The 25,788-nt window shown below is 59.4% G+C and carries 24 protein-coding genes and 1 pseudogene; 21 read left to right on the top strand and 4 right to left on the bottom strand.

All coding sequences use genetic code 11. The annotated features are described in order from the left end of the window. Together AC07V8_RS24590 and AC07V8_RS24585 are read right to left on the bottom strand one after the other, a co-directional pair. Nucleotides 1-509 (bottom strand): annotated as a pseudogene (locus AC07V8_RS24590) (hypothetical protein); the annotation flags it as partial. Between the two features lie 99 nt (nucleotides 510-608). Then, complete coding sequence (locus AC07V8_RS24585) at nucleotides 609-1,226, bottom strand: hypothetical protein (RefSeq protein WP_494680914.1); 618 nt, start codon at nucleotides 1,224-1,226, stop codon at nucleotides 609-611. Between the two features lie 770 nt (nucleotides 1,227-1,996). Here AC07V8_RS24585 and AC07V8_RS24580 point away from each other — a divergent pair. From AC07V8_RS24580 to AC07V8_RS24500, 17 genes are all read left to right on the top strand, one after another. Beyond that, complete coding sequence (locus AC07V8_RS24580; RefSeq protein WP_494680913.1) at nucleotides 1,997-2,881, top strand: DMT family transporter; 885 nt, start codon at nucleotides 1,997-1,999, stop codon at nucleotides 2,879-2,881. Between the two features lie 177 nt (nucleotides 2,882-3,058). Then, nucleotides 3,059-4,459 carry a 3-isopropylmalate dehydratase large subunit gene (gene leuC, locus AC07V8_RS24575; protein WP_494680912.1) on the top strand — a complete coding sequence of 467 codons (1,401 nt, stop codon included), beginning with the start codon at nucleotides 3,059-3,061 and terminating at the stop codon, nucleotides 4,457-4,459. Between the two features lie 17 nt (nucleotides 4,460-4,476). Continuing rightward, complete coding sequence (locus AC07V8_RS24570) at nucleotides 4,477-4,602, top strand: entericidin A/B family lipoprotein (RefSeq protein ID WP_329956596.1); 126 nt, start codon at nucleotides 4,477-4,479, stop codon at nucleotides 4,600-4,602. Between the two features lie 56 nt (nucleotides 4,603-4,658). Beyond that, entirely contained in the window at nucleotides 4,659-5,306 is a 648-nt protein-coding gene (gene leuD / locus AC07V8_RS24565) for a 3-isopropylmalate dehydratase small subunit (protein WP_211441062.1), read from the top strand. Between the two features lie 32 nt (nucleotides 5,307-5,338). Continuing rightward, nucleotides 5,339-6,409 carry a 3-isopropylmalate dehydrogenase gene (gene leuB, locus AC07V8_RS24560; RefSeq protein WP_494680911.1) on the top strand — a complete coding sequence of 357 codons (1,071 nt, stop codon included), beginning with the start codon at nucleotides 5,339-5,341 and terminating at the stop codon, nucleotides 6,407-6,409. 66 nt (nucleotides 6,410-6,475) lie between these two features. Then, complete coding sequence (gene asd / locus AC07V8_RS24555; protein ID WP_494680917.1) at nucleotides 6,476-7,609, top strand: aspartate-semialdehyde dehydrogenase; 1,134 nt, start codon at nucleotides 6,476-6,478, stop codon at nucleotides 7,607-7,609. A gap of 250 nt (nucleotides 7,610-7,859) precedes the next feature. Continuing rightward, the gene (locus AC07V8_RS24550; RefSeq protein ID WP_494680910.1) at nucleotides 7,860-10,829 is read left to right on the top strand and encodes a motility hub landmark protein FimV; all 2,970 of its coding nucleotides are present in this window, start codon (nucleotides 7,860-7,862) and stop codon (nucleotides 10,827-10,829) included. 119 nt (nucleotides 10,830-10,948) lie between these two features. Continuing rightward, entirely contained in the window at nucleotides 10,949-11,758 is an 810-nt protein-coding gene (gene truA / locus AC07V8_RS24545; RefSeq protein WP_494680909.1) for a tRNA pseudouridine(38-40) synthase TruA, read from the top strand. Nucleotides 11,759-11,856: 98 nt separating this feature from the next. Next, on the top strand, nucleotides 11,857-12,531 hold the full coding sequence (locus AC07V8_RS24540; protein ID WP_494680908.1) for a phosphoribosylanthranilate isomerase: 675 nt from the start codon (nucleotides 11,857-11,859) through the stop codon (nucleotides 12,529-12,531). Between the two features lie 73 nt (nucleotides 12,532-12,604). Beyond that, nucleotides 12,605-13,870, top strand: a complete 1,266-nt coding sequence (trpB, locus tag AC07V8_RS24535; protein WP_494680907.1) for a tryptophan synthase subunit beta — start codon at nucleotides 12,605-12,607, stop codon at nucleotides 13,868-13,870. 93 nt (nucleotides 13,871-13,963) lie between these two features. After that, entirely contained in the window at nucleotides 13,964-14,761 is a 798-nt protein-coding gene (gene trpA, locus AC07V8_RS24530; protein ID WP_494680906.1) for a tryptophan synthase subunit alpha, read from the top strand. A gap of 115 nt (nucleotides 14,762-14,876) precedes the next feature. Then, nucleotides 14,877-15,749, top strand: a complete 873-nt coding sequence (gene accD / locus AC07V8_RS24525) for an acetyl-CoA carboxylase, carboxyltransferase subunit beta (protein ID WP_092415597.1) — start codon at nucleotides 14,877-14,879, stop codon at nucleotides 15,747-15,749. Nucleotides 15,750-15,817: 68 nt separating this feature from the next. Further along, entirely contained in the window at nucleotides 15,818-17,119 is a 1,302-nt protein-coding gene (folC, locus tag AC07V8_RS24520; RefSeq protein ID WP_494680905.1) for a bifunctional tetrahydrofolate synthase/dihydrofolate synthase, read from the top strand. Nucleotides 17,120-17,174: 55 nt separating this feature from the next. Then, nucleotides 17,175-18,119: an SPOR domain-containing protein gene (locus tag AC07V8_RS24515; RefSeq protein WP_494680904.1), complete on the top strand. Its 945-nt coding sequence runs from the start codon at nucleotides 17,175-17,177 to the stop codon at nucleotides 18,117-18,119. 96 nt (nucleotides 18,120-18,215) lie between these two features. Beyond that, nucleotides 18,216-18,704 carry a CvpA family protein gene (locus tag AC07V8_RS24510; RefSeq protein ID WP_494680903.1) on the top strand — a complete coding sequence of 163 codons (489 nt, stop codon included), beginning with the start codon at nucleotides 18,216-18,218 and terminating at the stop codon, nucleotides 18,702-18,704. Between the two features lie 88 nt (nucleotides 18,705-18,792). Further along, nucleotides 18,793-20,310, top strand: a complete 1,518-nt coding sequence (gene purF, locus AC07V8_RS24505) for an amidophosphoribosyltransferase (protein WP_098497228.1) — start codon at nucleotides 18,793-18,795, stop codon at nucleotides 20,308-20,310. Nucleotides 20,311-20,466: 156 nt separating this feature from the next. Then, entirely contained in the window at nucleotides 20,467-21,702 is a 1,236-nt protein-coding gene (locus AC07V8_RS24500; RefSeq protein ID WP_494680902.1) for a cystathionine gamma-synthase family protein, read from the top strand. Between the two features lie 64 nt (nucleotides 21,703-21,766). Here the strand turns inward: AC07V8_RS24500 and AC07V8_RS24495 are convergent, their stop codons facing one another. Together AC07V8_RS24495 and AC07V8_RS24490 are read right to left on the bottom strand one after the other, a co-directional pair. Then, entirely contained in the window at nucleotides 21,767-22,348 is a 582-nt protein-coding gene (locus AC07V8_RS24495) for an LOG family protein (RefSeq protein ID WP_494680901.1), read from the bottom strand. Nucleotides 22,349-22,383: 35 nt separating this feature from the next. Further along, nucleotides 22,384-23,049 carry a TetR/AcrR family transcriptional regulator gene (locus AC07V8_RS24490; protein WP_494680900.1) on the bottom strand — a complete coding sequence of 222 codons (666 nt, stop codon included), beginning with the start codon at nucleotides 23,047-23,049 and terminating at the stop codon, nucleotides 22,384-22,386. Between the two features lie 273 nt (nucleotides 23,050-23,322). Here AC07V8_RS24490 and AC07V8_RS24485 point away from each other — a divergent pair, with 273 nt between their 5' ends. From AC07V8_RS24485 to AC07V8_RS24470, 4 genes are all read left to right on the top strand, one after another. Continuing rightward, a complete protein-coding gene (locus AC07V8_RS24485; protein ID WP_424249520.1) occupies nucleotides 23,323-23,514 on the top strand; it encodes a DUF1289 domain-containing protein in 192 nt (63 codons plus the stop codon). A gap of 435 nt (nucleotides 23,515-23,949) precedes the next feature. Beyond that, nucleotides 23,950-24,759, top strand: coding sequence for a beta-ketoacyl synthase chain length factor (locus AC07V8_RS24480; protein WP_494680899.1), 810 nt, complete (start codon nucleotides 23,950-23,952; stop codon nucleotides 24,757-24,759). Further along, nucleotides 24,752-25,531 carry a lysophospholipid acyltransferase family protein gene (locus tag AC07V8_RS24475; protein ID WP_494680898.1) on the top strand — a complete coding sequence of 260 codons (780 nt, stop codon included), beginning with the start codon at nucleotides 24,752-24,754 and terminating at the stop codon, nucleotides 25,529-25,531. Before AC07V8_RS24480 ends, AC07V8_RS24475 begins: the two co-directional genes overlap by 8 nt. Next, nucleotides 25,518-25,778, top strand: a complete 261-nt coding sequence (locus AC07V8_RS24470; RefSeq protein WP_494680897.1) for a phosphopantetheine-binding protein — start codon at nucleotides 25,518-25,520, stop codon at nucleotides 25,776-25,778. The genes AC07V8_RS24475 and AC07V8_RS24470 overlap by 14 nt, the downstream gene beginning before the upstream one ends. The last annotated feature ends 10 nt before the right edge of the window (nucleotides 25,779-25,788 follow it).

Here is a 25,788-nt window from a genome sequence, read left to right as displayed (position 1 = left end):
CCGGTGGCGCCGAAACCTGTGAACGACAAGCCGAACGATGCTGAACCCATGCAGGTGTCGGACAAGGTGGTCGTCAGCGATGGCGCAACGATATTCGGCACGGTCTTGATGGAATACGTGCCGCCGTAGTCGACCGTGGTCTTGGTGTTGTTAGCGCTGCTGCCTGGCTCGCCTGCGGCGCTGCTGGTTCCTGCCCCTGCCGATGTTCCAGTGCCGGATGCTCCCGTTCCCGACGTGGTCGGCAGGGAGACCGATACGCTCACGGTTGAATTGCCGCCGGTGCCTGAGCCGCCGGTCCCGCTGCCGCCGTTGGTGGCAGATGCGCCATATGTTCCCGAAATCGTATTGGAAGCGGTGCCGCCGGCTGCCGTGCCGCCGGCGGCCGAGCCGCCGACGCCGCCGGCACCGCCGACCGCGGTTGCGGTGGATGTGGTGGTAGGTGTCGTCTGTGCTAGCGCAGGCAATGTGAAGGTCGAGGCTACCAGTATGCCTATAAGTATGCGTTTCATGGCTTCTCCATCGTAATGGTTGGTTTTACAAACGGGAGGGGAAAATTTCTTTCCCCTCCCGCAACTCATAGCTAACCGAGCCGTTGCCTGTTGTTGTTATTAAAATCCAGCGAGTGCTTTTGAATATGCATTGCCGCCGCTGCCGCCATTCCCAGCATAAGCACTGCCGGATTTGGCGCCGCCGGCGAACACAAAGTTGCCAGCTGAGCCGCCGGTATTGGTGGCGCCGATCGATGCGTCAGAGCTGCCGGTGTGAGAGCTGGCCGATCCGCCGCCTGCCAGTGCATTGCCGTTATAGGCTTGTGTACTGCCGGTGGTGCTTGGCATGCCGCCTGCGCCGCCAGTCGAGTCGCCATGCGAGGTGTTGCCGGCATTGCCGCCGCCGGCGCCGCCGCTGGTAGTTCCGCCGCTGGCTGTAGTAGCGCCGCCAGTTGCCGAGCCGCCGCCAGCGCCAGTCCAGTTGTTGCCACTGGTTGCTGCGCCGCCGGTAATGGTTTGAGTGGCGCTGCCGCCCGTTGATGTGCCGCCCATGGCTGTTCCGCCGGTTGCGCCGCCTGAAGTTGCCGAGCCGCCTGCGCCGCCCATGCCGCCGACCGACACCGCGGTGGCGACGCTAGTGGTGGTAGTGGTGCTTGTGCTGGAACCCGAAGAGTGATGAGCGAATGCAGAGACGGCGAACAGTGAAACTATGGATGCGGCAATAATTTGCTTTTTCATTTCTGTTTCTCCTTGGAGTGGGGCATCATTCACCAGTTTGTCTTGCCCATGCGCCCCTGGTCATCGGCAAGTGTTACCACAAATAAAGATCATGTCGGTAGCATGCTGTGCATAAGAAATGCGCCGGATGAAGGCGAAATTCTTATGCAGCAACAAGCGTTCCGAATGTCTCAGCCGAGCTGAACGAAAATGTCTCTTTTTGACAGGACAAAGCGTGATCGAAGTGCGCTGTTTTGGGCGCGATCAACGCAGGGCTCGTCGAGCGAGTGCATTTACGTTGATCTGATAATAGGAGTGCAAAACCTAGTGTTTACGACAAAACCTTGTCAGCATCGGACAGATAAGTTGGCTGATTTGGCTAGTGTTTTTCCGTGCCGCATCTTGGGAGCGCTAACAAAAAAAATATAAAAATGCCATTTCATTCTTGGCGCTTGAAATGGTGTCGCTGCAAATAATGACGTACGGGAAAACTGTCGAGAGCATGTGATGTCCGTTTTTGACAAGGCGCAAAACAACATGCGCAAACTCCGGATGGTTTCGCTGAAATTGCATGTGCGGCGCCGCTTTCCGATGTGGTGCGCAGTCGGATTTTTATATGGAGCGGCTTGTGCATCGAGGTGCTGTGCTGATTTTTTTTTTTGCGGTCGACATAGACCTCGGCAGCGTGAAATTTTTACGGGCTCGCGATTATCGGATATATTGCCGCATGCTAATTTTTGTCCCGCTGGCAGGTGCTGCCGGGCCACTCAATCCAAATTGAAAAGCCAGCCATGAATATTGCGGAACTGTTTTCTCTCGCGGCCATCTGGGGCGCATCGTTTCTTTTCATGCGCATCGGTACGCCCGAATTCGGTCCGGTGCCGCTGATCGCATTGCGCGTCGGCATCGCGGCGCTGGTGCTGCTGCCGGTATTGCGTTCGGCTGTTGCGCGTGGTCATTTGCGCAGCAAGTTGTGGCCGATGCTGGTGGTCGGCGTCACCAATTCGGCCTTGCCGTTTTCGCTGTTTGCCTACTCGACCTTGTATGTGAACGCCGGTTTCGATGCCGTCTTGAACGCCACCGTGCCGTTGTGGACTGGCCTGATCGCGTTCGTCTGGCTGAAAACGCCGATGAGCCGGCCGCAGGTGATCGGCATGCTGGTCGGCATGGCGGGCGTGATTGTGCTGGTGTGGGACAAGATCGGCGAGGGACAGCCCGGAGTCTGGCTGGCGACCGGCGCGGTGCTGCTGGCCACGCTGTCCTACGGCTTTGCGATCAACTATTCGAAAACCCGCCTGGCCGGCGTGCCGCCTTTTGTCGTGGCGTGCGGCAGCCAGCTGGCGGCGACCTTGGTGCTGCTGCCGCTGGCATTGCTGTACTGGCCGGCGGCGCCGGTGTCCAGCCTCGCCTGGTATTCGGTGCTGGCGCTGGGCGTGCTGTGCACCGGCGTGGCCTATGTGATCTTCTATCGCCTGTTGGACCGCGTTGGCTCGGCCTATGCGGCTTCCGTGACTTTCCTGATTCCGATCTTCGGCGTGATCTGGGGCGCCATTTTCCTGAAGGAGCAGGTGACGGCCGGCATGATCCTCGGCTGCCTGATCATCTTGCTGGGAACCGCGCTGGCGACAGGCAAACTCGATCTGTCCGCCTATCTGCGCGGCAAAGCGGCTAAATAAGCGCTAAACAATTTCTAGCTTTGGCGTTCCCGGGGCAAGGCAATACGTGAATATAAGCAACACGCCAGGGCCGCGAATGTCATTTTCACGACGTTCTAGAGCATTGGCGGGCTGCTTCTATGGCATAATCAAGAGCTAAATTCACTGTTTTGCGCGGTCTCGAAGCCGCCCTGGATCATGCTTAAAACGCTCTATGACAAACTCTGGGATGCCCATGTCGTCCATACCGAACAGGACGGCACGGCGATTCTGTATATCGATCGACATCTTTTGCACGAGGTCACCAGCCCTCAGGCCTTCGAAGGACTGAAGCTGGCCGGGCGCAAGCCATGGCGCCTGCCGGCCAACCTGATGGTGGCCGACCATAACGTGCCCACTACCGGCCGCGCCAACGGCATTGCCGATCCGATATCGCGCTTGCAGGTCGAAACGCTGGATGCCAATGCCAAGAGCTATGGCCTGACCTATTTCGGCATGAACGACCACCGCCAAGGCATCGTCCACGTGATCGGGCCGGAGCAGGGCGCGACCTTGCCGGGCATGACGGTCGTATGCGGCGATTCGCACACTTCCACCCATGGCGCCTTCGGCTGCCTGGCGCATGGTATCGGCACCTCGGAAGTCGAACACGTGCTGGCTACGCAAACCTTGCTGACCAAGAAATCCAAATCGATGCTGGTGCAGGTCGACGGCGCGATTCCCAACGGCGTTACCGCCAAGGATATCGTGCTGGCCGTGATCGGCCGCATCGGCACCGCCGGCGGCACCGGCTACGCGATTGAATTCGCCGGCACGGCGATTCGCGCCTTGTCGATGGAAGGCCGCATGACGGTCTGCAACATGGCGATTGAAGCCGGCGCCCGCGCCGGCATGATTGCCGTCGACGACACCACGCTGAACTATGTCAAGGGCCGGCCGTTTTCGCCGGCAGGGCCGCATTGGGAGCGCGCCGTGACCTACTGGCGCACCTTGCATTCCGATTCCGGCGCCAAATTCGACATGGTGGTGACGCTGAATGCCGCCGAGATCAAGCCGCAAGTGACCTGGGGCACCTCGCCCGAAATGGTGGTGGCAGTGGACGGCCGCATTCCCGATCCGGACAAGGAAAAAGACGCCACCAAGCGCGACGGCATGGAAAAGGCGCTGGCCTACATGGCGCTCAAGCCGAACACCGCGATTGAAGATATCCGCATCGACAAGGTCTTCATCGGCTCCTGCACCAACTCGCGGATTGAAGATCTGCGCGCCGCGGCGGCAGTGGTGCGCGGCAAGTTCCGCGCTTCCAACGTCAAGCTGGCGATGGTGGTGCCGGGCTCCGGCCTGGTCAAGGAACAAGCGGAGCGTGAAGGCCTGGACAAGATTTTCAAGGATGCCGGCTTTGAATGGCGCGAGCCGGGCTGCTCGATGTGCCTGGCGATGAACGCCGACCGGCTGGAGCCGGGCGAACGTTGCGCTTCCACCTCGAACCGCAACTTCGAAGGCCGCCAGGGCGCCGGCGGCCGCACCCATCTGGTCAGCCCGGCAATGGCAGCGGCGGCAGGGATCGCCGGCCATTTCGTGGATATTCGCTCGCTATAAGATTGAAGGATAGAAAAATGATGAAGAAAATGATCACCCTGTGCGTGTTGCTGACGAGTGTTTACGCGCTGACTGCTTGCAATACCTTTCACGGCTTTGGCAAAGATGTTGAACACGTCGGCGAAAAGATTCAAGGCAAGTGATCACCCCGCGCAAGCGGAACGGCGTCAAGAAAAGGCGCATCAAGATTGGATATGTGATGAATAAATTTACTGTACTGGATGGCTTGGTGGCGCCGCTGGACCGCGCTAACGTCGATACCGATGCGATTATCCCCAAGCAGTTCCTGAAGTCGATCCAGCGCACCGGTTTCGGCCCCAACCTGTTCGATGAATGGCGTTACCTGGATCATGGCGAGCCGGGCATGGATAACTCGCGGCGTCCGCTGAATCCGGATTTCGTCCTCAACCAGCAACGCTACCAGGGCGCATCGATTTTGCTGACGCGCAAGAATTTCGGCTGCGGTTCCTCGCGCGAGCATGCGCCGTGGGCGCTGGACCAGTACGGCTTCCGTGCCGTTATCGCGCCCAGCTTCGCCGATATCTTCTTCAATAACTGCTTCAAGAACGGTTTGCTGCCGATCGTGCTGCCTGAGGCGCAGATCGACCGCCTGTTTGACGAAGTCAAAGCCTTCCCCGGCTACAAGCTGGTGATCGACCTGGAAAAGCAACTGGTCAGCACGGCCAACGGCAATCTGGCTTTCCCGTTTGAAGTCGGTGAGTTCCGCAAATATTGCCTGCTGAACGGCCTTGACGATATCGGCCTGACCTTGCGCCAGGCTGACAAGATCCGCGAATTTGAAGAGCGTCATCTTTTTGCGCAGCCTTGGCTGAGCAACACCATCTAAGCGATATTTTTGATTATTCAATCCAGGAAAAAATGAAAATAGCAATCTTGCCAGGTGATGGCATCGGTCCGGAAATCGTCGAGCAAGCGGTCAATGTGTTGAACGCGCTGGGCGAAAAATTTGAACTGGAAAGCGCGCCGGTCGGCGGCGCCGGCTATGCCGCGCACGGCCATCCACTGCCGGAAGGCACCCTGAAACTGGCAAAGGAAGCTGATGCCATCCTGTTTGGCGCGGTCGGCGACTGGCAGTACGATACCCTGGAACGTTCGCTGCGCCCGGAGCAGGCGATTCTCGGCTTGCGCAAGCACCTCGGCCTGTTCGCCAACCTGCGTCCGGCGATCCTGTATCCGGAATTGGCCAACGCCTCGACGCTGAAGCCGGAAGTGGTGTCCGGACTGGATATCCTGATCATCCGTGAGCTTACCGGCGACATCTATTTCGGCCAGCCGCGCGGCGTTCGCACCGCGCCGGACGGCGCTTTCAAGGGTGAACGCGAAGGTTTCGACACCATGCGCTACGCCGAGTCGGAAATCCGCCGCATCGCGCACGTCGCCTTCCAGGCGGCGCAAAAGCGCGGCAAGCGCCTGACCAGCGTCGACAAGGCCAATGTGCTGGAAACCTTCCAGTTCTGGAAAGACATCGTCACTGAAGTACATAAAGAATATCCTGACGTTGCGCTGGATCACATGTATGTCGACAACGCCGCGATGCAACTGGTGCGCGCGCCGAAGAAATTCGACGTCATCGTCACCGGCAACATGTTTGGCGACATCCTGTCGGACCAGGCAGCCATGCTGACCGGTTCGATCGGCATGCTGCCGTCGGCTTCGCTGGACGCCAACAACAAGGGCCTGTACGAGCCGTCGCACGGTTCAGCGCCGGATATCGCCGGCAAGGGCATCGCCAATCCGCTGGCGACGATCCTGTCGGCGGCCATGATGCTGCGCTTCTCGCTGAACAAGGCGGAGCAGGCTGACCGCATCGACAACGCCGTCAAGAAAGTGCTGGCGCAAGGCTTGCGTACCGCGGATATCTACGAAGCGGGCACGACCAAGGTCGGCACCAGTGAAATGGGCGCGGCCGTGGTGAAAGCGCTGGGATAATAGAATTTGGCAGGTGGGTCTGCCGTGGAGTGCGGGGCTTTTCCCCGATTTTGTTAGGGAATCATGATGAAACTGGTTGGTTTGGTCGGTTGGCGTGGCATGGTGGGTTCGGTCTTGTTGCAGCGTATGCAGGAAGAGGGCGATTTCGCTCATATCGAACCGGTATTTTTCTCAACTTCAAATGCCGGCGGCAAAGCTCCGGCACTGGCGAAAAACGAAACAACGTTGAAAGACGCCACCGATATTGAAGCCTTGAAAAAATGCGACATCATTATTACCTGCCAGGGCGGCGACTACACCAGCGAGATTTTCCCTAAGCTGCGTGCGGCCGGCTGGAACGGTTACTGGATCGATGCCGCATCGACCCTGCGCATGAAGGACGACGCCATCATCGTGCTGGATCCGGTCAACCTGAATGTGATCAAGGACAGCCTCAAGCGCGGCGTCAAGAACTACATCGGCGGCAATTGCACCGTATCCTGCATGATGATGGGCCTGGGCGGCCTGTTCGAGCATGACATGATCGAGTGGATGACGTCCATGACCTACCAGGCGGCTTCCGGCGGCGGCGCCCAGCACATGCGCGAACTGCTGACCCAGTTCGGCTCCATCAACGCCGAAGTCAAGGCGCTGCTGGACGATCCGAAATCGGCCATCCTGGAAATCGACCGCAAGGTGCTCGGCAAGCAGCATTCGATGCCGGCCGATGAAACCAAGCAGTTCGGCGTGCCGCTGGGCGGCAACCTGATTCCATGGATCGACAAGGACCTGGGTGCGGGCTTGTCGAAGGAAGAATGGAAAGCCGGCGCCGAAACCAACAAGATCCTCGGCCGCGGCGAAGGCTTCAGCAATGGCGGCAAGGTAATCCCGGTGGATGGCCTGTGCATCCGCATCGGCGCCATGCGCTGCCATTCGCAGGCATTGACCATCAAGCTGAAGAAAGATGTGCCGCTGGATGAAATCAATGACATCATCGCCAGTAATAACCAGTGGGTGAAGGTGGTGCCTAATGACAAAGAGTCATCAATGCACGACCTGACGCCCGCAGCGGTTACCGGCAGCCTGACAATTCCTGTCGGTCGTCTGCGTAAATTGCAGATGGGCGGCGATTATTTGTCAGCATTTACCGTCGGCGACCAGTTGCTCTGGGGCGCGGCAGAACCGTTGCGCCGCATGCTGCGCATCGTTCTGGATAACTGAGCCGCTGACTTGTCGCACTAGTTGTGATATTGTTGCCGACTTGCAATAAAGCCCGCTAAGTCTTTCCTGAGAATGGCTTGGCGGGTTTGATGTATCTAGTCGTATTGATTGGCATTTATTATTATTTGGCTGTGTTTATCGCATATTGATACGCATGCATGTCAATCTGCATATTGATTTTTAAAAAAACTGGGTACAGTATTTGCTTTCAGCAAGATTTGTTTCCTTATACGCCAACGGATAGTCCTTCATGCCACACAACATGCACCCGAATTCTTCGAATAAATTTATTTCCACCGGTTTAAAGACCCTCACTGCAGCCGTGGTTTCGACCCTGCTGATGGTGTCTAACGTTGAGGCTGCCGGGCTGGGTAAATTAACCGTGCTGTCCTCGCTGGGGCAACCGTTACGTGCAGAAATTGAGCTTACCTCGGTAAGCCAGGATGAGGCGGGCGGCCTGGTGGCCAAGCTGGCCAGTCCGGAAACCTACCAGAAGGCCAATATCGATTTCAATCCGGCCTTGCTGTCTTTGCAGTTCGCTATCGACCAGCGCGGCGACCGCCGTTTCGTGCGGGTGACTTCAAGCCAGCCGATCAATGAGCCTTTCGTCGACATGCTGATGGAGCTGGGCGGCACCAAGTCGCATCTGGTGCGCGAATACACCTTGCTGCTGGATCCAGCCGGCCAGCGCCAGGCTCAACCGGCCCAGATGGCGGCCCCGGCGCGTAATGCCGCTGCTGCCGCACCGGTTGTACGCGTGGCGCCAAGCCAGGCAGCACCGTCGTCGCAGACTGGCGGCGGTTCCACCATATCCGATGCCACGCGCGCCGCGGCAGCCAGAGCTGTCGCCGGTGGCGGCAATGGCAATAGTCCTGCGGCCGGCAAGGCGGCAGGTTCGGGCAGTCCGGCCAAGGCGGCCCAGGCAGCGCCGGCGGCGGAATCCTCGGGCGGCGATTATCACGTCAAGAAGGGCGATACACTGGCGCGCATCGCCAGCGAAAACCTGCCTGCCGGCGTTTCGCTCGACCAGATGCTGGTGGCCTTGTACCGCAGCAATGAAGGCGCGTTTGTCGGCAAGAACATGAATCGTCTGCGTTCCGGCCAGATCCTGTCGATTCCTGATGCCGCCAGCGCCGGCAGCGTCAGCAAGTCGGAAGCACGGAACGTGGTCGTAGCGCAGTCGAAGGACTTCAAGAGCTATCGCAATACGCTGGCCGGACTGGTTGAGTCGGCCGCTCCGGCGGCAACCGCGGAGCCGCGCCAAAGCAGCGGCGGCAAGATTACCTCCAAGGTGGAAGAACAGGCCACGCCTGCCAGCGAATCCAAGGACAAGCTGAAACTGTCGCGCGGTGCGGCTGCGGCCGGCGCTGCTGACGCCAAGGCGGCAGCAACTGCGGCGACGGAAGAAAAGATCGCCCGCGAAAAAGCGGCTGCCGAAGCTCAGGCGCGCGTCAAGGAACTGGAAAAGAATGTCAGCGATCTGCAAAAGACGCTGGAACTGAAAAACAAGAACCTGGCTGACCTGCAGAATCAGGCCGCCAGCGTGAAACCTGCCGCACCTGCAGCGGCGCCTGCTCCTGTCGTGGCTGCAACCCCGGCCCCAGCCCCTGTTGCAGATGCTCCGGCGCCTGCGGTCGCGGCTCCGGCCAAGACTGATTCAGCCGATGCACCGGCAGCTGCCGGCGCGGCTATCGTCGCTACCGGAGCAGCAGCCCCTGTGGCTTCTGCAACGGCGGCGGCTGATGCCGCCAGCGCTGCAGCCCCGGCGGCCGATGCGCCTAAGCCTGTGGCCAAGCCAAAAGCGGCGCCTGCGCCAGCGCCAGAACCAAGCATGCTTGCCAGCCTGACCGATAATCCATTGCTGCTGCCGGTTGGCGGCGTGCTGGTGGCATTGCTGGCCGGCCTCGGCCTGTTCCGCTACCGTCGCAACCGGGCGCGCCAGCAAGCGTTCCTGGACAGCAGCGGCGCGCCAATGACGAATTCGAGCTTGAAGGGTAATTCCCTGTTCGGCTCGACCGGCGGTCAGAGCGTCGACACCAAGAACAGCATTTTCAATTCGAATTTCGTGCCATCGGTCAGCCATCTCGACACCAATGTCGATCCGGTCGCCGAGGCTGATGTATACATCGCTTACGGACGCGATGCGCAGGCCGAAGAAATTCTGAAAGAAGCGTTGCGCAATCAGCCAGGCCGCAATGCAATCCGCGTCAAGCTGCTGGAAATCTATGCCAACCGCAAGGATCCGCGCTCGTTTGAAATCCTGGCCAGCGAGTTGTACAGCCTGACTCGCGGCGAGGGCGAGGACTGGCAGCAGGCAGCGGCACTGGGCCTGAATGTCGATCCGGCCAATCCGCTGTACGGCGGCGGCAAGCTGCAGGAGCAGGTGATCGCCAAGGCCGATGCAATTACTGCACCGACCCAGCCTATGGATGGTCTTGATTTCAACTCGCTGACAGCACCGACCGAGCCGCAAGCTGCGCCGGCGCCGATTCCTGAGCTTGTGCATGCCGCCCCTGCGGCAGAATTGCTGGCGCCATTGAGCCAGAATGATCTGGGCAAGCAAGGCAACGCCGCTCCCAAGGCAGAGATCAGCGACATGGATTTCGATCTGGAAGAACTCGGCAGCGCCGCGTCCGCCAATCAGAACACCGTGCTGTTGTCGCCCGTGCACGAAGCCGGCAAGTCGATGCTCGATTCGCTCGATTTCGAACTGGATCATAAGGCAGCTGCTCCTGCCGCCGTTGCGGCGCCTGCCGTAGCTAAAGTAGCAGAGACGGCTGCGCCGGCAGTGGCGGCGTTCGGCGCGCTGGATTTCCCGGCCGGCGGCCAGCCGTCCAACTACGAGCCCGCCCACGCTCACATCGACCTGCCATTTGAAACCAAGCCGGCAGTCAAAGCGCCTGTGGCGCCTTCGTATGCGCAACATGCAGAGCCGATGGTGGCGCCGCTGGAATTCAATCTGTCCGGCATGAACCTGGACCTGGACAGCGCGGTCCATGCGCATGCTCCGGCAGCAGCCAGCGCTCCTGTGGCAGCCGTCGCTGAAGTGGCGTCGGCGGCAGCCAGCGCCAATCCTGAAATGGCAACCAAGCTCGACCTGGCTGTCGCTTACAAGGAAATCGGCGACAAGGAAGGCGCACGCGAGTTGCTGGAAGAAGTATTGAAGGGCGGCAGTGCAGAGCAGGTAGATGCAGCGAAGCTGTTGATCGCTAAACTGTAATCAGTGCGTTGCCTCCTGACTGAGGAGGCAACTCACTGCTAGAATCACGGTAGCATTTTGCCAAAGGACGGGCGCAGCGTAATGCTTGCGCCCGTTTTCATTTATATAACAGGATTTGGATGAAACGTATCGTTCTCGGCGTGCAGTACGACGGCACGCCTTGGCAAGGATGGCAGACCCAGCCCAGCGGCAAGACCGTGCAGGACCGGCTTGAGCTTGCCCTGCAAAAATTCACCCAGGGCCCGGTCGCCACTACCTGCGCCGGCCGTACTGACTCGGGCGTGCATGCGCTGGAGCAGGTAGTGCATTTCGATACCCACCTGTCGCGCGAGATATTTTCCTGGGTGCGCGGCCTGAATGCCTTTTTGCCGCCTTCCATCGCCGTGCGCTGGGCGCATGAACTGCCTATCGTTGCCGGCGGCGAGGAGCAGGACAATTTCCACGCGCGTTTCAGCGCCAGCGCCCGGACTTATCATTATCTCTTGTATAACAACCCGGTTCGCTCGCCGCTGCTGGAGGGCAAGGCAGGGTGGGTATTCCGGCCTCTGGAGGTCGAGCTGATGCGCCAGGCGGCGGCCCACCTGATCGGCACTCACGATTTTTCCGCATTCCGCGCCATCGAGTGCCAGGCCAAGTCGCCGGTGCGCAGCATGGACCAGATCGGCATAGAGCGGCGCGGCGATCTGATCGTCTTCACCTTGCGCGCCAACGCCTTCCTGCATCACATGGTGCGCAATATCGTCGGTTCCCTGATCTACACCGGCCATGGCAGCAAACCGCCGCACTGGATCGCGGAACTGCTGCAGCAGCGCGACCGCAGCCGGGCGGCACCGACCTTCATGCCGGACGGCTTGTACCTTGCGCAAGTGGCTTACGACCAGAAATGGCAGCTGCCGCAGCAGCCGGCGGGACTGTTGCCCTGGCTGTAAAAGCGAAGGCCTCGTCAGGAAGTAAATTGGCTGTCAATTTGTCATGCCTGCAGAATGATATAGTGTGTTTGTTGATATTTTGTTGAATAGACCAGCCCATGAGCCACCGTACCAGAATCAAGATCTGCGGCCTGACCCGCGAACAGGACGTGCGCGCGGCCGTAGAAGCGGGCGCCGACGCGCTCGGTTTTGTGTTCTATCCCAAGAGCCCGCGCTACGTCACGCCCAGCCAGGCCGCGGCCCTGATCGCTACGGTGCCGCCGTTCATCACCACCGTCGGCTTGTTTGTTAACGCCGAGGCTGCGCAGCTGCGGGAAATCGTGGCCGAAGCGCCGGTATCGCTGCTGCAATTCCACGGCGATGAAACGGTAGGGCACAGCGCGGCGCTGGCGGCGGCAGTCAACCGGCCGTTTATCCGCGCCATGCGCATTGGAAATGCAACCCTGGCTGCAGATTTGATAGAATATGCCCAGGCCTACGCAGCCGGCAGCCGTCTGTTTGCAGGATTGCTGCTGGATACCCTGGTAGAAGCTTACGGTGGCAGTGGAAAGGTATTTGATTGGTCTCTCATCCCAAAAGAGCTCGCGCCTCAGGTCGTTTTAAGTGGTGGCTTGAGCGTGCACAATGCGACTGACGCGGTAAAGCGCGTACGTCCCTTTGCGGTCGACATCAGCAGTGGCGTCGAACAAGAAAAGGGCATCAAGGACGCCGCCAAGATTCGCGCATTCATTGCCGCGATACGGCAGGCGGATGCAGATTCGGGCGAGATATAGCCGCAGTGGCAAAAAAAAGCAGCTGCAGCATTGCCTGGATCGGCAAACCGGCACACCTTTATAGAGACAAATCATGAAAGAGTTCACCCCACTCGAGCAATATGCCGAGCGCCAGCCGCTCGCCGCCAGCACCTTGCGCCAGAGCGCGCAATACAATTTGCCAGACGCCAAAGGCCATTTCGGCATGTACGGCGGCAGCTTCGTCTCGGAAACCCTGACCCTGGCCCTGAGCGAATTGCAGCAGGCTTATGCCAAATATCAGAACGAGCCGCAATTCCTGGCCGAATTCCACAGCGAACTGAAACACTTCGTCGGCCGCCCCAGTCCGATTTACCACGCCAAGCGCTGGTCGGAACAGATGGGCGGCGCGCAGATCTATTTCAAGCGCGAGGATTTGAATCACACCGGCGCCCACAAGATCAATAATGTGATCGGCCAGGCCTTGCTGGCCCGGCGCATGGGCAAGCCGCGCGTGATCGCGGAAACCGGCGCCGGCCAGCACGGCGTCGCCACCGCCACCATCTGCGCCCGCTTCGGCCTTGAATGCGTGGTCTACATGGGCAGCGAAGACGTCAAGCGGCAGATGCAGAACGTCTACCGCATGAATCTGCTGGGGGCCAAGGTGGTGCCGGTGGAATCCGGCTCCAAGACCTTGAAAGACGCGCTCAACGAAGCCATGCGCGACTGGGTCACCAATGTCGAAGACACTTTCTACATCATCGGCACGGTGGCCGGCCCGCATCCTTATCCGATGATGGTGCGCGATTTCCAGTCGGTGATCGGCAACGAGTGCCTGACGCAGATGCCGGAAATGGCCGGACGCCAGCCTGACCATGTGGTCGCCTGCGTTGGCGGCGGCTCGAACGCGATGGGGATTTTCTATCCGTATATCGATCACCACGATGTCGCGCTGATCGGAGTGGAAGCTGCTGGCGAGGGCCTGGCCAGCGGCAAGCATTCCGCCTCGCTGACGCTGGGTTCGCCGGGTGTGCTGCATGGCAACCGCACCTATCTGCTTCAGGATGAAAACGGCCAGATCATTGAGACCCATTCGGTTTCCGCCGGGCTGGACTATCCGGGCGTGGGCCCTGAGCATGCCTGGCTCAAGGATTCCGGCCGCGCCACTTACGAAACCGTGACCGATGACGAAGCGTTGGCGGCCTTCCATACCTGCTGCCGCATCGAAGGGATCATTCCGGCGCTGGAATCGAGCCATGCGCTGGCGTATGCAGCGCGGCTGGCGGCGACCTTGCCGAAGGATAAAATCATCCTGGCCAATTTGTCCGGTCGCGGCGACAAGGACATGCACACTGTTGCCGAACGCTTGAAACTGGCCTAGTCCGTGACCAGGTCCGGGCCGGCAGCGCCGCGGCCCGGCACAAGCGCAAGCTCCCCACAACGCAATTCATTTCGATAAAATTCGATAAATCCTATGTCCCGAATCCAGACTACCCTGGCCGCACTCGCGGCCGCCAATAAAAAAGGCTTGATCCCATTCATCACCGCCGGCGATCCGGCGCCGGAACTGACCGTGCCGCTGATGCACGCGCTGGTCAGGGGCGGCGCCGACATCCTGGAACTGGGCGTGCCGTTTTCCGATCCAATGGCGGAAGGGCCGGTGATCCAGCGCGCTTGCGAGCGCGCGCTCAAGTTTGGCGTCAGCCTGCATGACGTCCTCGGCTACGTGCGCGAGTTCCGCCAGACCAACAGCAGCACGCCGGTGGTATTGATGGGCTATGCCAATCCGCTGGAGCGGATGGGTGTCGACGCTTTCATTGCGGCTGCGAAAGAAGCTGGGGTCGACGGCAGTATCGTGGTCGACTATCCGCCGGAAGAGTGCGAAGAGTTCGCCGAGAAAATGCAGGCCAACGGCATGGATCCGATTTTCCTGCTTGCGCCGACGTCGACCGAAGAGAGGATTAAGCAAGTTGCCAAGGTCGGCGGCGGATTCACGTATTATGTGTCGTTGAAGGGGGTAACCGGCGCCGCCAATATCGACACGGCAGAGGTGGCGGCGCGCGTAGCGGCCATTCGCAAGCATGTTAAATTGCCAATCGGCGTCGGTTTCGGCATCCGCGACGCGGTCACTGCCAAGGCCGTGGCGCAGGTATCGGACGCCATCGTCATCGGCAGCCGGATCATCCAGGAATTGGAAAATACGCCGCCTGCACAGGCGGTGGCAGCAGTGGAAAGTTTTTTGTCGGGAATCAGAAAAGCGCTGGATGAATGATTTTTGACATCTTTTGATGTATTAATGACACGTAATCTATCTTTGATTAGCTATTTCGCTGATGCAGGGATAAAGGTAAAATTCGGCAAGAAAAAAATCTGAAGGAGGTCGCTCCATGAGTTGGCTAGAAAAATTACTACCCCCGCGCATTCAGCGCAGTGACTCGGCAACCCGCAAGTCCATCCCTGAAGGCCTGTGGGTCAAGTGCCCATCCTGCGAAGCGGTGCTGTATCGTACCGACCTGGAATCGAACATCCATGTCTGCCCGAAGTGCGATCACCACATGCGGATACGCGCACGTGAGCGCCTGGACGCGCTGCTGGATGCAGGAGGGCGCTATGAAATCGGCCAGGAAACGCTGCCGATCGATACGCTCAAGTTCAAAGACAGCAAGAAATACCCTGATCGCCTCAAGGCAGCGATGGACGCCACCGGCGAAACCGATGCCCTGATCGTGCTCGGCGGCTCCATCATGACCTTGCCGGTAGTGGTGGCGGCGTTTGAATTCGAATTCATGGGCGGCTCCATGGGCTCAGTCGTCGGCGAGCGCTTTGTGCGCGGCGCCCAGGTAGCGCTGGAGCAGAAAGTACCGTTCATCTGCATTACCGCCACCGGCGGCGCGCGCATGCAGGAGGGCTTGCTGTCGCTGATGCAGATGGCCAAGACCACTTCCATGCTGACCAAGCTGTCGGAAAAGAAGCTGCCGTTCATCAGTGTCCTGACCGACCCGACCATGGGCGGCGTCTCCGCTTCGTTCGCCTTCATGGGCGACGTCGTGATCGCCGAGCCGAAAGCGCTGATCGGCTTTGCCGGTCCGCGCGTGATCGAGAACACCGTGCGTGAAAAGCTGCCTGAGGGCTTCCAGCGTGCCGAGTTCCTGGTCACCAAGGGCGCCGTCGACATGATTGTCGACCGTCGCAAGATGCGTGAAGAAATCGCCCGTTTGTTGGCGTTGTTGCAAGATCAGCCGGCCGAATCCATCGCCTGATGTAAAGCCTGTTCCAAGGCCTGAACTGTCGCCGGTTCAGGCCTTTTGTTTTTTAGCTGGATGTCAAAATGTCAAATATCTCCGCCAAGCCTGTGACGCTTGCCGACTGGCTCGCGCTGCTGGAGTCGCGCCATTTCAAAACTATCGACATGGGCCTGGACCGGGTAGTGCAGGTGAAGGAAAAGTTGCAGCTGCAATTCGCCTGTCCGGTGATCATGGTGGCCGGCACCAACGGCAAGGGCTCGACCTGCGCCATGCTGGAATCGATATTGCTGCGCGCCGGCTACAAGGTCGGGCTGTACATCAAGCCGCATTTCCTCGACTTCAACGAACGCGCCCGCATCGGCGGCGAATCGGCTTCGGACGCCGCCCTGATCGCCAGCTTTGAAGCGGTGGAAGCGCTGCGCGGCGATATTTCCCTGACTTACTTTGAATTCACCACCCTGGCCATCATGCACCTGCTGGCAGAGGCCAAGCTCGATGTGGTGATCCTGGAAGTTGGCTTGGGCGGGCGTCTCGACGCCGTCAATATTGTCGATGCCGACGTTTCCATCGTCACCAGCGTGGATATTGACCACACCGAATACCTGGGCGACACGCGCGAGAAAATCGGCTTTGAAAAGGCCGGCATTTTCCGTCCGGGCAAAGCTGCCATCTGCAGCGACCCGGTGCCGCCGCAATCCCTGGTCGACCATGCCAACGCCATCGGCGCCGATCTCTGGCTGCTGGGACGCGACTTCAACTATACCGGCGACAAGCAGCAGTGGAACTACGGCGGCCGCGGCCAACGCCGCAATGCGCTGGGCTATCCCAGCCTGCGCGGCGCCAATCAGCTGCTGAACGCTTCGGCGGCGCTGGCGGCTTTAGAGGCGTTGCGGCAGCAATTGCCGGTCAGCGCGCAGGAAGTGCGCAGCGGCTTCGTCATGATGGATCTGCCTGGCCGCTTCCAGGTGCTGCCAGGCCAGCCGCTGGTGATCCTGGATGTTGCGCATAATCCGCACGCGGCTGCGACGCTGGCGCAAAATCTTGACAACATGGGCTTCCATCCCTACACCTATGCGGTGTTCGGCGCCATGCTGGACAAGGATATCGAAGGCATCGTCGCGCAGCTGAAAACACGCATCGATCACTGGTGCCTGACCGCCTTGCCGCTGCCGCGCGCCGCCAGCGGCGAGCAATTGAAAGAACGTTTGCTGGAAGCCGGTGTCCATCCCGAGGACGGAGAATCGAGCATCAGCAGTTTCGACTCTCCCGCTGAAGCCTATGCAAATGCCTTAGGCAGGGCAGGTGAGAATGATAGAATTGTGGTTTTCGGATCGTTCCTGACTGTCGCTGGCGTAATGGCGGCGAGAAAGTCCGGATTTCACTGACGATTTATCGGCGGCCTTGGTTTCTGGCCGCTGACTAGCTAGCAAAATATATCGCATGGGTTTGTTCTCTTTTCTTCGCAAAAACAAGCAGCAAACCGACCCCGACCAGGGTGTTTACCGTTCCAAGGACGATACCGGAATCGGCCCGGACGCCGAGCAGGCGGAATTGCCTTTGCGCGCGCGCAAAGCCAGGACTGGCAAGGCGGCCAATCAGCAGAACGAAGCAGTGGATCCGGTCCTGCCGGAAAAGAAGCGTGCCCGCCGCCGTCTGGTGGGAGCAGTGGCGCTGGTGCTGGCGGTCGTGATCGTGCTGCCGATGATCCTCGATTCCGAACCGAAACCGCTGGCGGACGACATTGCGATCCAGATTCCCTCGCGCGACACGCAAGCAGCGAGTGCTTCTGCCAGTGCGGCGGCCTCAGTCAATAGTAGCGGTCTCGATAAGCAGGAAGAAATAGTCGATCCCGCCAGCAGTACTCCTCCTGCGGCGGCTGTCAAACCGCCCGCAGCTGCAACGCCGCCGGCAACTGCCGCCATCAAGCCTGCGGCGCCCGACAGTCTTGCCGTTGTGACGCCGCCAATGCCGGCGCCGAAGCCAGTGGCGCCTGCGGCCTCAGCTAAACCTGAAGCGAAGCCGAAGCCTGAAGCCAAGCCGAAAGCGGAAACCAAACCGAAGCCGGAGCCGGCAGCCGACAAGAGTGACGATTCAGCGCGCGCGCTGGCGATCCTGGACGGCCGCAGCGACGCCGCGCCGGCGCCTGAGAAAAAGCCGGGAAAATTCGTGCTGCAGGTTGCCGCGCTGGCGTCTCAGGACAAGGTCAATGAACTGCAGGGCAAGCTGAAAGAAGCCGGCATCCATTCCTATACACAAAAGGTTCCGACCGCGGCCGGCGAGCGCATCCGTATCCGGGTCGGTCCGTTCAGCAGCAAGGAAGAGGCTGAAAAGGCCCGCGCCAAGCTGGCCAAGCTGGGTCTTAACGGCAGTTTGATTCCGGGTTAAATAGATATAGCTTGATATATATAGCCTTGATACAGGCAGCTTGATTTCCGCGTCGTTCGCGCCATATAGACTACTGATCAGAAACCCTCGAGCCGCGTGACAATTTTCGATTATCTGGTGCTGTTCGTGCTGATCTGCTCGGTCGTGATCAGCACCTTGCGCGGTCTGGTGAAGGAAGTCCTGTCCCTGGCAAGCTGGGTGATTGCCTTGATTGTTGCCAACGCGTACGGCCAAAATCTGGCAGAATTGCTCCCCGATGCGATTCCTGGAAATGTAACGCGGTTAATCGTGGCTTTCCTGGCGCTGTTTATTGGCGTAAGGTTATTAATGATGTTGTTGAGCATGGCGCTCGACGCCGTGATCAAGGCCAGCGGCCTGGGGCTGGTCGATCATGGGCTGGGTGTGGTGTTCGGACTGGCGCGTGGCCTGGTGATCGTGCTGGCGGCGGTCCTGGTGTGTGGCGCTACGGCAATTCCGCAACAGTCTTTCTGGCGCGATGCGATGCTGAGCCCGCTGGCGGAAACCGCCGCGCGAACTGCCATCCCCTATTTGCCGGGGGAGTTCGCGAGCCATTTGAAGTTTTGAATTTGCTGTACTGGACTTGCCTGCGCCAAGAGCCTGCGCGCAAGTGCCATTGAGCCGTATCGGATTGTTTATTGTTTAGGAGTCCACCATGTGTGGCATAGTCGGCATCGCTTCCCATAACCCCGCCAATCAACTCATTTATGACGCCTTGTTGCTTTTGCAACATCGCGGCCAGGATGCGGCGGGCATTGCAACCAACCACGGCAACGGATTTTTCATGCACAAGGCCAACGGCCTGGTGCGCGACGTCTTCCGTACCCGCAACATGCGTTCGCTGCCGGGCAATTTCGGCATCGGCCAGGTGCGCTACCCGACCGCCGGCACCGCCAGCGCGGAAGAGGCGCAACCGTTCTACGTCAATGCGCCGTTCGGCATCATCCTGGCGCACAACGGCAACCTGACCAACGCCGAGCAGCTGAAGATCGAGATGTTCAAGAACGATCGCCGGCACATCAATACCGATTCCGATACCGAAGTGCTGCTGAACGTCCTGGCGCATGAAATCCAGCAAGCCACGATTGGCTATTCGCTTGATCCGGGCGTGCTGTTCAAGGCAGTCGCCAATGTTCACAAGCGGGTGCGCGGTTCCTACGCCGTAGTGGCGCAGATCGCTGGCCACGGTTTGCTGGCTTTCCGCGATCCTTACGGCATCCGTCCGCTGTGCATCGGCGCCAACGAAACCGACAAGGGCACCGAATACGTGATCGCCAGCGAGTCGGTCGCATTGGAAGGCCTGGGCTTCCGCTTCCTGCGCGACGTCATGCCTGGCGAAGCGATTTTCATCGATATCGACGGCCAGATGTATAACCAGCAATGCGCTGACAATCCAACCCTGAATCCATGCGCGTTTGAGTTCGTCTACCTGGCCCGTCCGGATTCGATCATCGACGGCGCTTCGGTGTACGCCACCCGCCTGAAAATGGGCGAGTACCTGGCCGACAAGATCAAGCGCGAATTCTCCAGCGGCGACATCGACGTGGTCATGCCGATTCCCGACTCGTCGCGTCCGGCCGCCATCCAATTGGCGCTCAAGCTGAACATCGAATACCGCGAAGGTTTCATCAAGAACCGCTACATCGGCCGTACCTTCCTGATGCCGGGGCAGGCGATCCGCAAGAAATCGGTGCGCCAGAAATTGAACGCGATCGGCTCCGAATTCAAGGGCAAGACCGTGCTGCTGGTCGACGATTCGATCGTGCGCGGCACCACCAGCCGTGAAATCGTGCAGATGGCGCGCGACTCCGGGGCCAAGCGCGTGATCTTTGCTTCGGCGGCGCCGCCGGTCAAGTTCCCGAACGTCTATGGCATCGACATGCCGACCCGCGGCGAGCTGATCGCCTACGGCCGCAGCGACGAGGAAGTGTGCCGCGAGATCACAGCCGACGCGCTGGTGTACCAGGATATCGACGCCCTCAAGCGTTCGATTTCCGATGTCAATCCCTTGCTGAGGAATTTCGAGGCATCCTGCTTTGACGGCAACTACATCACCGGCGATATTTCGCGCGACTACCTCGACCGCATCGAGTTTGCGCGCAACAATCCGAAGCCGGAAAGCGAAGATGCGGTGCGTTCGCAGCTGAATCTGAGCTTGGCGCAAGTCGACTGATCTTGTTTTCTGAACGTATGCAATATTCAGCTTAAAAACCTGATCTGCAAAAAGTACGAAAGGCACGAAATACCCGTTAATGATTTCCCTCATTCGGCTGGTTTTCGTGCCTTTTGCGTTTTTCGCGGACAAAGGCATGACAGGTAAAAATCCAACATGACGCAAAAATACGGTTTCACCACCACCATCCTGCATAGCGACCGCCAGAAAGCCATCGAACACGGCGCGCCGCACAAGCCGGTCCATACCTCGGTCACCTGGGGCTACAGCGATGCACGCCAGCTGGCCGAGGTATTCCAGGGCAAGCAGTCGGGCTATCGCTATGGCCGCCAGGGCAATCCTACGGTTGCGGCGCTGGAAGACAAGGTCACCAAGATGGAAGGCGGCCTTGCCAGCATCTGTTTCGCTTCCGGCATGGCGGCCATCGGCGCGCTGATCCAGGCCTTGCTGCGCGAGGGCGATCATGTGGTGTCGTCGGTATTCTTGTTTGGCAATACCGCCAGCATGTGGCAAACCTTTGGCGGCCAGGGCGGCAAAGTCAGCATGGTCGACGCCACCGATGTGGCGCAGGTGGAAGCGGCGCTGACGCCGGCGACGCGCATGGTGTTCGTCGAAACCATCGCCAATCCGCGCACCCAGGTTGCCGATCTCAAGCGCATCGGCGAACTGTGTCGCGCGCGCGGGATCCTGTTCGTGGTCGACAACACCATGACTTCGCCTTACCTGTTCCAGCCCAAGACGGTCGGCGCCGGCCTGGTGGTCAACTCGCTGACCAAATCGATCGGCGGCCATGGCAACGCGCTGGGCGGCGCCCTGACCGATACCGGTTTGTTCGACTGGAGCAGCTATCCGAATATCTACGATGCCTACAAGCGCAATCCGCAAGCGCAATGGGCGCTGGCGCAGATCCGCGCCAAGAGCCTGCGCGATTTCGGCGCTTCGCTCGGTCCCGAGGCGGCGCATCACATTGCTGTCGGCGCCGAGACCATCGCCTTGCGCATGGAGCGCAGCAGCGCCAGCGCGCTGGCTGTGGCGCAGATGCTGGAAGCCGATCCGCGTGTCGCTGCCGTGCATTACCCCGGGCTGGCGTCGCATCCGCAGCACGCCTTGGCGGCTGAGCTCTTCCGCAGCAACAGCTATCTGTTCAGCTTTGAGTTGAAGCCGGAAATCGATTGCTTCGACTACCTGAATCGCTTGAAGCTGGCGATTTCCGGCACCCACCTGGGCGACAACCGGACCCTGGTGATCGCCGTTGCGCATACCATTTTCTACGAGATGGGAGCAGAGCGGCGCGCCGCCATGGGCATCAGCGAATCGCTGATCCGGGTCTCGATCGGGATTGAAGATACGGCTGACCTGGTGGCGGATTTCAAGCAGGCACTGCAGGCCTGAGCCGGCAACGGCTGAAATAAGAATAGAGCGGGGCGGTTGCCATGGCAGCCGCCCCGTTTGCATTTCAGATAGTGGTGCGGTCCAGCCACTTCGGCACGTGCAGGGGCACGAACGACTTGAAGCGTTGCAGCAGCGCTTCAGGTTGCGCTTCCGCCATCAGCAGCCCGGCCTGCTCGCCCTTGAGGAAGCGCTGCGACACCATGTGCTGGATGAACTGCAGCAGGCCGTCATAAAAACTGTCGACGTTCAGCAGGCCGATCGGCTTCTGGTGAAAGCCCAGCTGCGCCCAGGTAAATACCTCGAATAATTCTTCCAGCGTGCCGATCCCGCCCGGCATGGCGATAAAGCCGTCCGACAGCTCCGCCATCATCGCCTTGCGCTCATGCATGTCCTTGACGATATGCAGTTGCGTCAAGCCCTTGTGGCCCAGTTCCTTGTTCAGCAGCGCCTCGGGAATGACGCCGGTAGCCTTGCCGCCCAGGCGCATCACTTCGTCGGCGATGATACCCATCAGGCCGACATTGCCGCCGCCGTAGACCAGGGCAATGTCTTGTTCGACCATGGCTTGCGCCAGCCTGCGCGCTGCCTGTGCATAGGCCGGCGTGGCGCCGGGAGAAGAGCCGCAATAGATGCAGAGAGATTTCATAGTGTTATTCAGGCCGGTATCTGCTGAGCCGCGAATCAAGCGTTGCTTTGCAGGTATTTGGTTTTCAATTCTTCGAAATGGGTCAGCGTTTCGCCGCGCAGATAGGGCTGCATCAGCGCCAGCACCTGATAGCAGCCGCTGGCCAGCGCATGATCCACCACCGGCTGTTCCGTGTACTGGCGCGGATTCAGGACATACTGGTAAGACAGCCAGTAACTGGCCACCACCACCATGTTGGACGACAGCGCATCGATCTCGGCCGGGCTGGCTTCGAGCGCATGGTCTTCGTGCAAGCCCTGGCACAGTTCGCGAACGACGGCGATCTTGTGGCCGAAGATTTCCTTGAAGTGCAGCTCCAGGGTGCGGTTGCGCGACAGCAGATCGTTCAGGTCGCGGTAAAAGAAACGGTAGCGCCAGATCAGCTGGAACATATGGTGCAGATAGTGCCAGACGTCATGCATGGTGGGGCGCTGCCCCTGCGTCATGGCCAGCATGCGGCTGATTTCTTCCTCGAAGGTGACGAAAATCGAGTTGACGATATCGTCCTTGTTGCGGAAATGGTAATACAGATTTCCCGGCGAGATTTTCATCTCGTCGGCGATGATGGTGGTGGTGATGTTGGGTTCGCCGAACTCATTGAAGAGCCGCAACGACAGATCCATGATTTTTTCGCGGGTGCGACGTGGCGCCTTTTGCTCCATGACTTGTTTTCTTTCTGATGTTCTGTCCGCAATGCCGTTTTACCAGATTGATAAATTGGCTCAGCAAAGATTGTATATTGCTTCCTGCCTATCGTCGTAGATGCATTGCTGAAATGATAGTAATAGCATTTATTTTATCCCGTCCGAACTTCCCGCCGCAGCTGCCATCGAATCCCGAAATAGGGGTGGTGCGGACGGGCGCTGTTATAAAATGCGGGACAGGGCGGCGCTTGATGGCAAGCGTTCCCACGTTTCATTTTTATAAAGGTCAGCATGTCAGATTCTCCCCCGCAACGTCCCGATACCCCTTGTGTAGCGGTCTGTTCGACCACCTTCGACGATGTCTGCCGCGGCTGCGGCCGCACCGTGAATGAGGTGGCGCACTGGGTTTTCATGACCGAGGAAGAAAAAAACAAGGTCTGGGAGCGGATTACCGCTGAGGGCTATCCACGCCGCCAGGGCTGATGCGCTAGCAAGGGCACTTGCGACTGCCCTGCGGCTTGCGTGCTTCTTTTGTCGTCGCCCGTCTCGTGCCAAGGCCAGTGTTTGCATTGTCTGTCATGCCACAGAAAATCATAGTGTTGTTTTTGACCATCACAATGATCACTATTTATCGCTCTTGCTCAGTTTTGCTCAGTTTTGTTTGATTTCTTGCGTATCGTGACGCTCAAGTTAACCGTATCGCCAACTGTAACTTACTGTATATTTTGCCGCAAAAATAGGCAGGTTCATGAATAATTGCAAACAATGGTTAAAGTTTGTGATATTGGGCAATTAGTAACATTTCTCTGAGGCATATGGATTATAATGCCGCGCAAAATAGACAAATTGCCGTCGGTTCGGCTCCCTGGGCTGCCGGCAAAAAATAACATCGATTCAATGGTTGTCGGGGAGTGGTAGATGGAACTCGGGGGAGTTAGATTTTCAATCGCGTCGCATGCTGCATGGGCGCCGGGGCTAGACACGGCCGCTGCCTGGACGGCATGGGCTGAACAGCCCTATGTCATTGAAGGCGAGCGCGAAGCAGCGGTCGCCGCGATGCCCGTCATGCTGCGCCGGCGCGCCGGTTTTACCGGCAAAATGGCGCTGGAAACCGCTTATCGCTGCCTCGATGGCCGGGTTGGCGTGCCGACCGTGTTTTGTTCGCGCCATGGCGAGTGCATGCGCTCGGTCGAGCTGCTTGCCGATCTCGCGGATGGCCAGCCCCTGTCTCCCGCTTCTTTCAGTCTGTCCGTCCACAATGCCGCTGCCGGCCTGTTTTCGATCGCGCGCCAGGACCAGGCCAGCCATGCTGCCCTGGCAGCCGGGCATGCAGGTGTCGAGCACGCGGTGATCGAAGCCTGCGGCTTGCTGGCGGACGGCGCCTCCGAAGTGCTGCTGGTGGTCTACGACGGGGTGTTGCCAGCGTTGTTTCACGCATATCAAGATTGCCGGGAACAGCCCTTTGCCTGGGCCTGGCTGGTGCAGGCGGTGACCACGGAATCCAGCGATGTGATCGGGCTGTCCTGGGGGAGCCTGGATGAGGATGATGCAAACGTCATGAAACAGGAGTCAAGCACGGCCGGGTCAGGCAGCGAAGATGCTGGCGGCGCGCGCCAGCCGGCCGGACTGGAGTTGCTGGCATTTTATCTGCGCCGGCAGGCCGAACTGCTGCGTACGGTGGATAAGCAGCGCTGGCGCTGGCAGCGGCTGCGAGGGCAGCATGCTTAAGCGTCTCAACCGCTATTGGCGGGTGCTGGCCACCGGCGCCAGTTTCGTGGTGTTCGCCATCGGCGGCCTGATCTTGCGCGCTGTGGTGTTTCCGCTGCTCAATCTGATCATCTGGGAACACCAGTTGCGCCGGTTGATCGCGCGCCGGGTGATTCGCTGGGTGTTCCGCGCTTTTGTCGGTCTGATGCGCTGGCTCGGCGTGCTCAATTACGATATCAGCGGCCTGGAGCGCCTGGAGCGGCAAGGTTTGCTGATCCTGGCCAATCATCCGACCTTGATCGATACGGTGTTCCTGATGGCCTTCGTCAAGCGCGCCGACTGCATCGTCAAAGGACGGCTGTGGGACAACCCGTTCACGCGCGGACCGGTGAGCGCCGCCGGCTACATCAGCAACGACGACGGCAATGGCCTGGTGGAAAGCTGCATCACTTCCTTGCGGCGCGGCAGCAACCTGATCATCTTCCCGGAAGGCACGCGCACTGCCGGCGACGGCCAGATCAATCTGAAGCGCGGCGCTGCCAACATCGCGGTGCGCAGCCTGTCGAACGTGACGCCGGTGGTGATCCGCTGCCTGCCGCCGACCTTGGGCAAGGGCGTCAAATGGTGGCAGGTGCCGCCGGTCGCCGCGCATTTCAGCATTGAAGTAAAAGACGATATCGACGTTCACGCGTTTCTTGCCAGATCCGGCAGCGAAGTATTGGCTGCCAGGCATTTGACCGCGTATTTGCAGGATTATTTTAGGAAAGAAAGCCAAGTCCATGCAGCAGCTTGAAGAAGAAGTAAAGCAGGTCATCATCGATGTCCTGCAGTTGGAAGATATCACTCCGGCCGACATCGTCAGCGATGCGCCGTTGTTCGTCGACGGCCTCGGCCTCGACTCGATCGATGCGCTGGAACTCGGCGTGGCGATCCAAAAGCGATATGGCATCTCGTTGTCGGCGGATTCGACCGAGACCCGTAATCATTTTGCTTCAGTGCGCTCGCTGGCCGCGATGATCGCCAGCAATAGAAAGAAATGACGGTGTGACG

This window comes from Collimonas sp. GW821-FHT02H07 (assembly GCF_059421505.1).
The sequence above is the reverse complement of the archived record's forward strand: the minus strand, read 5'-3'. Positions and strand labels throughout refer to the sequence as shown.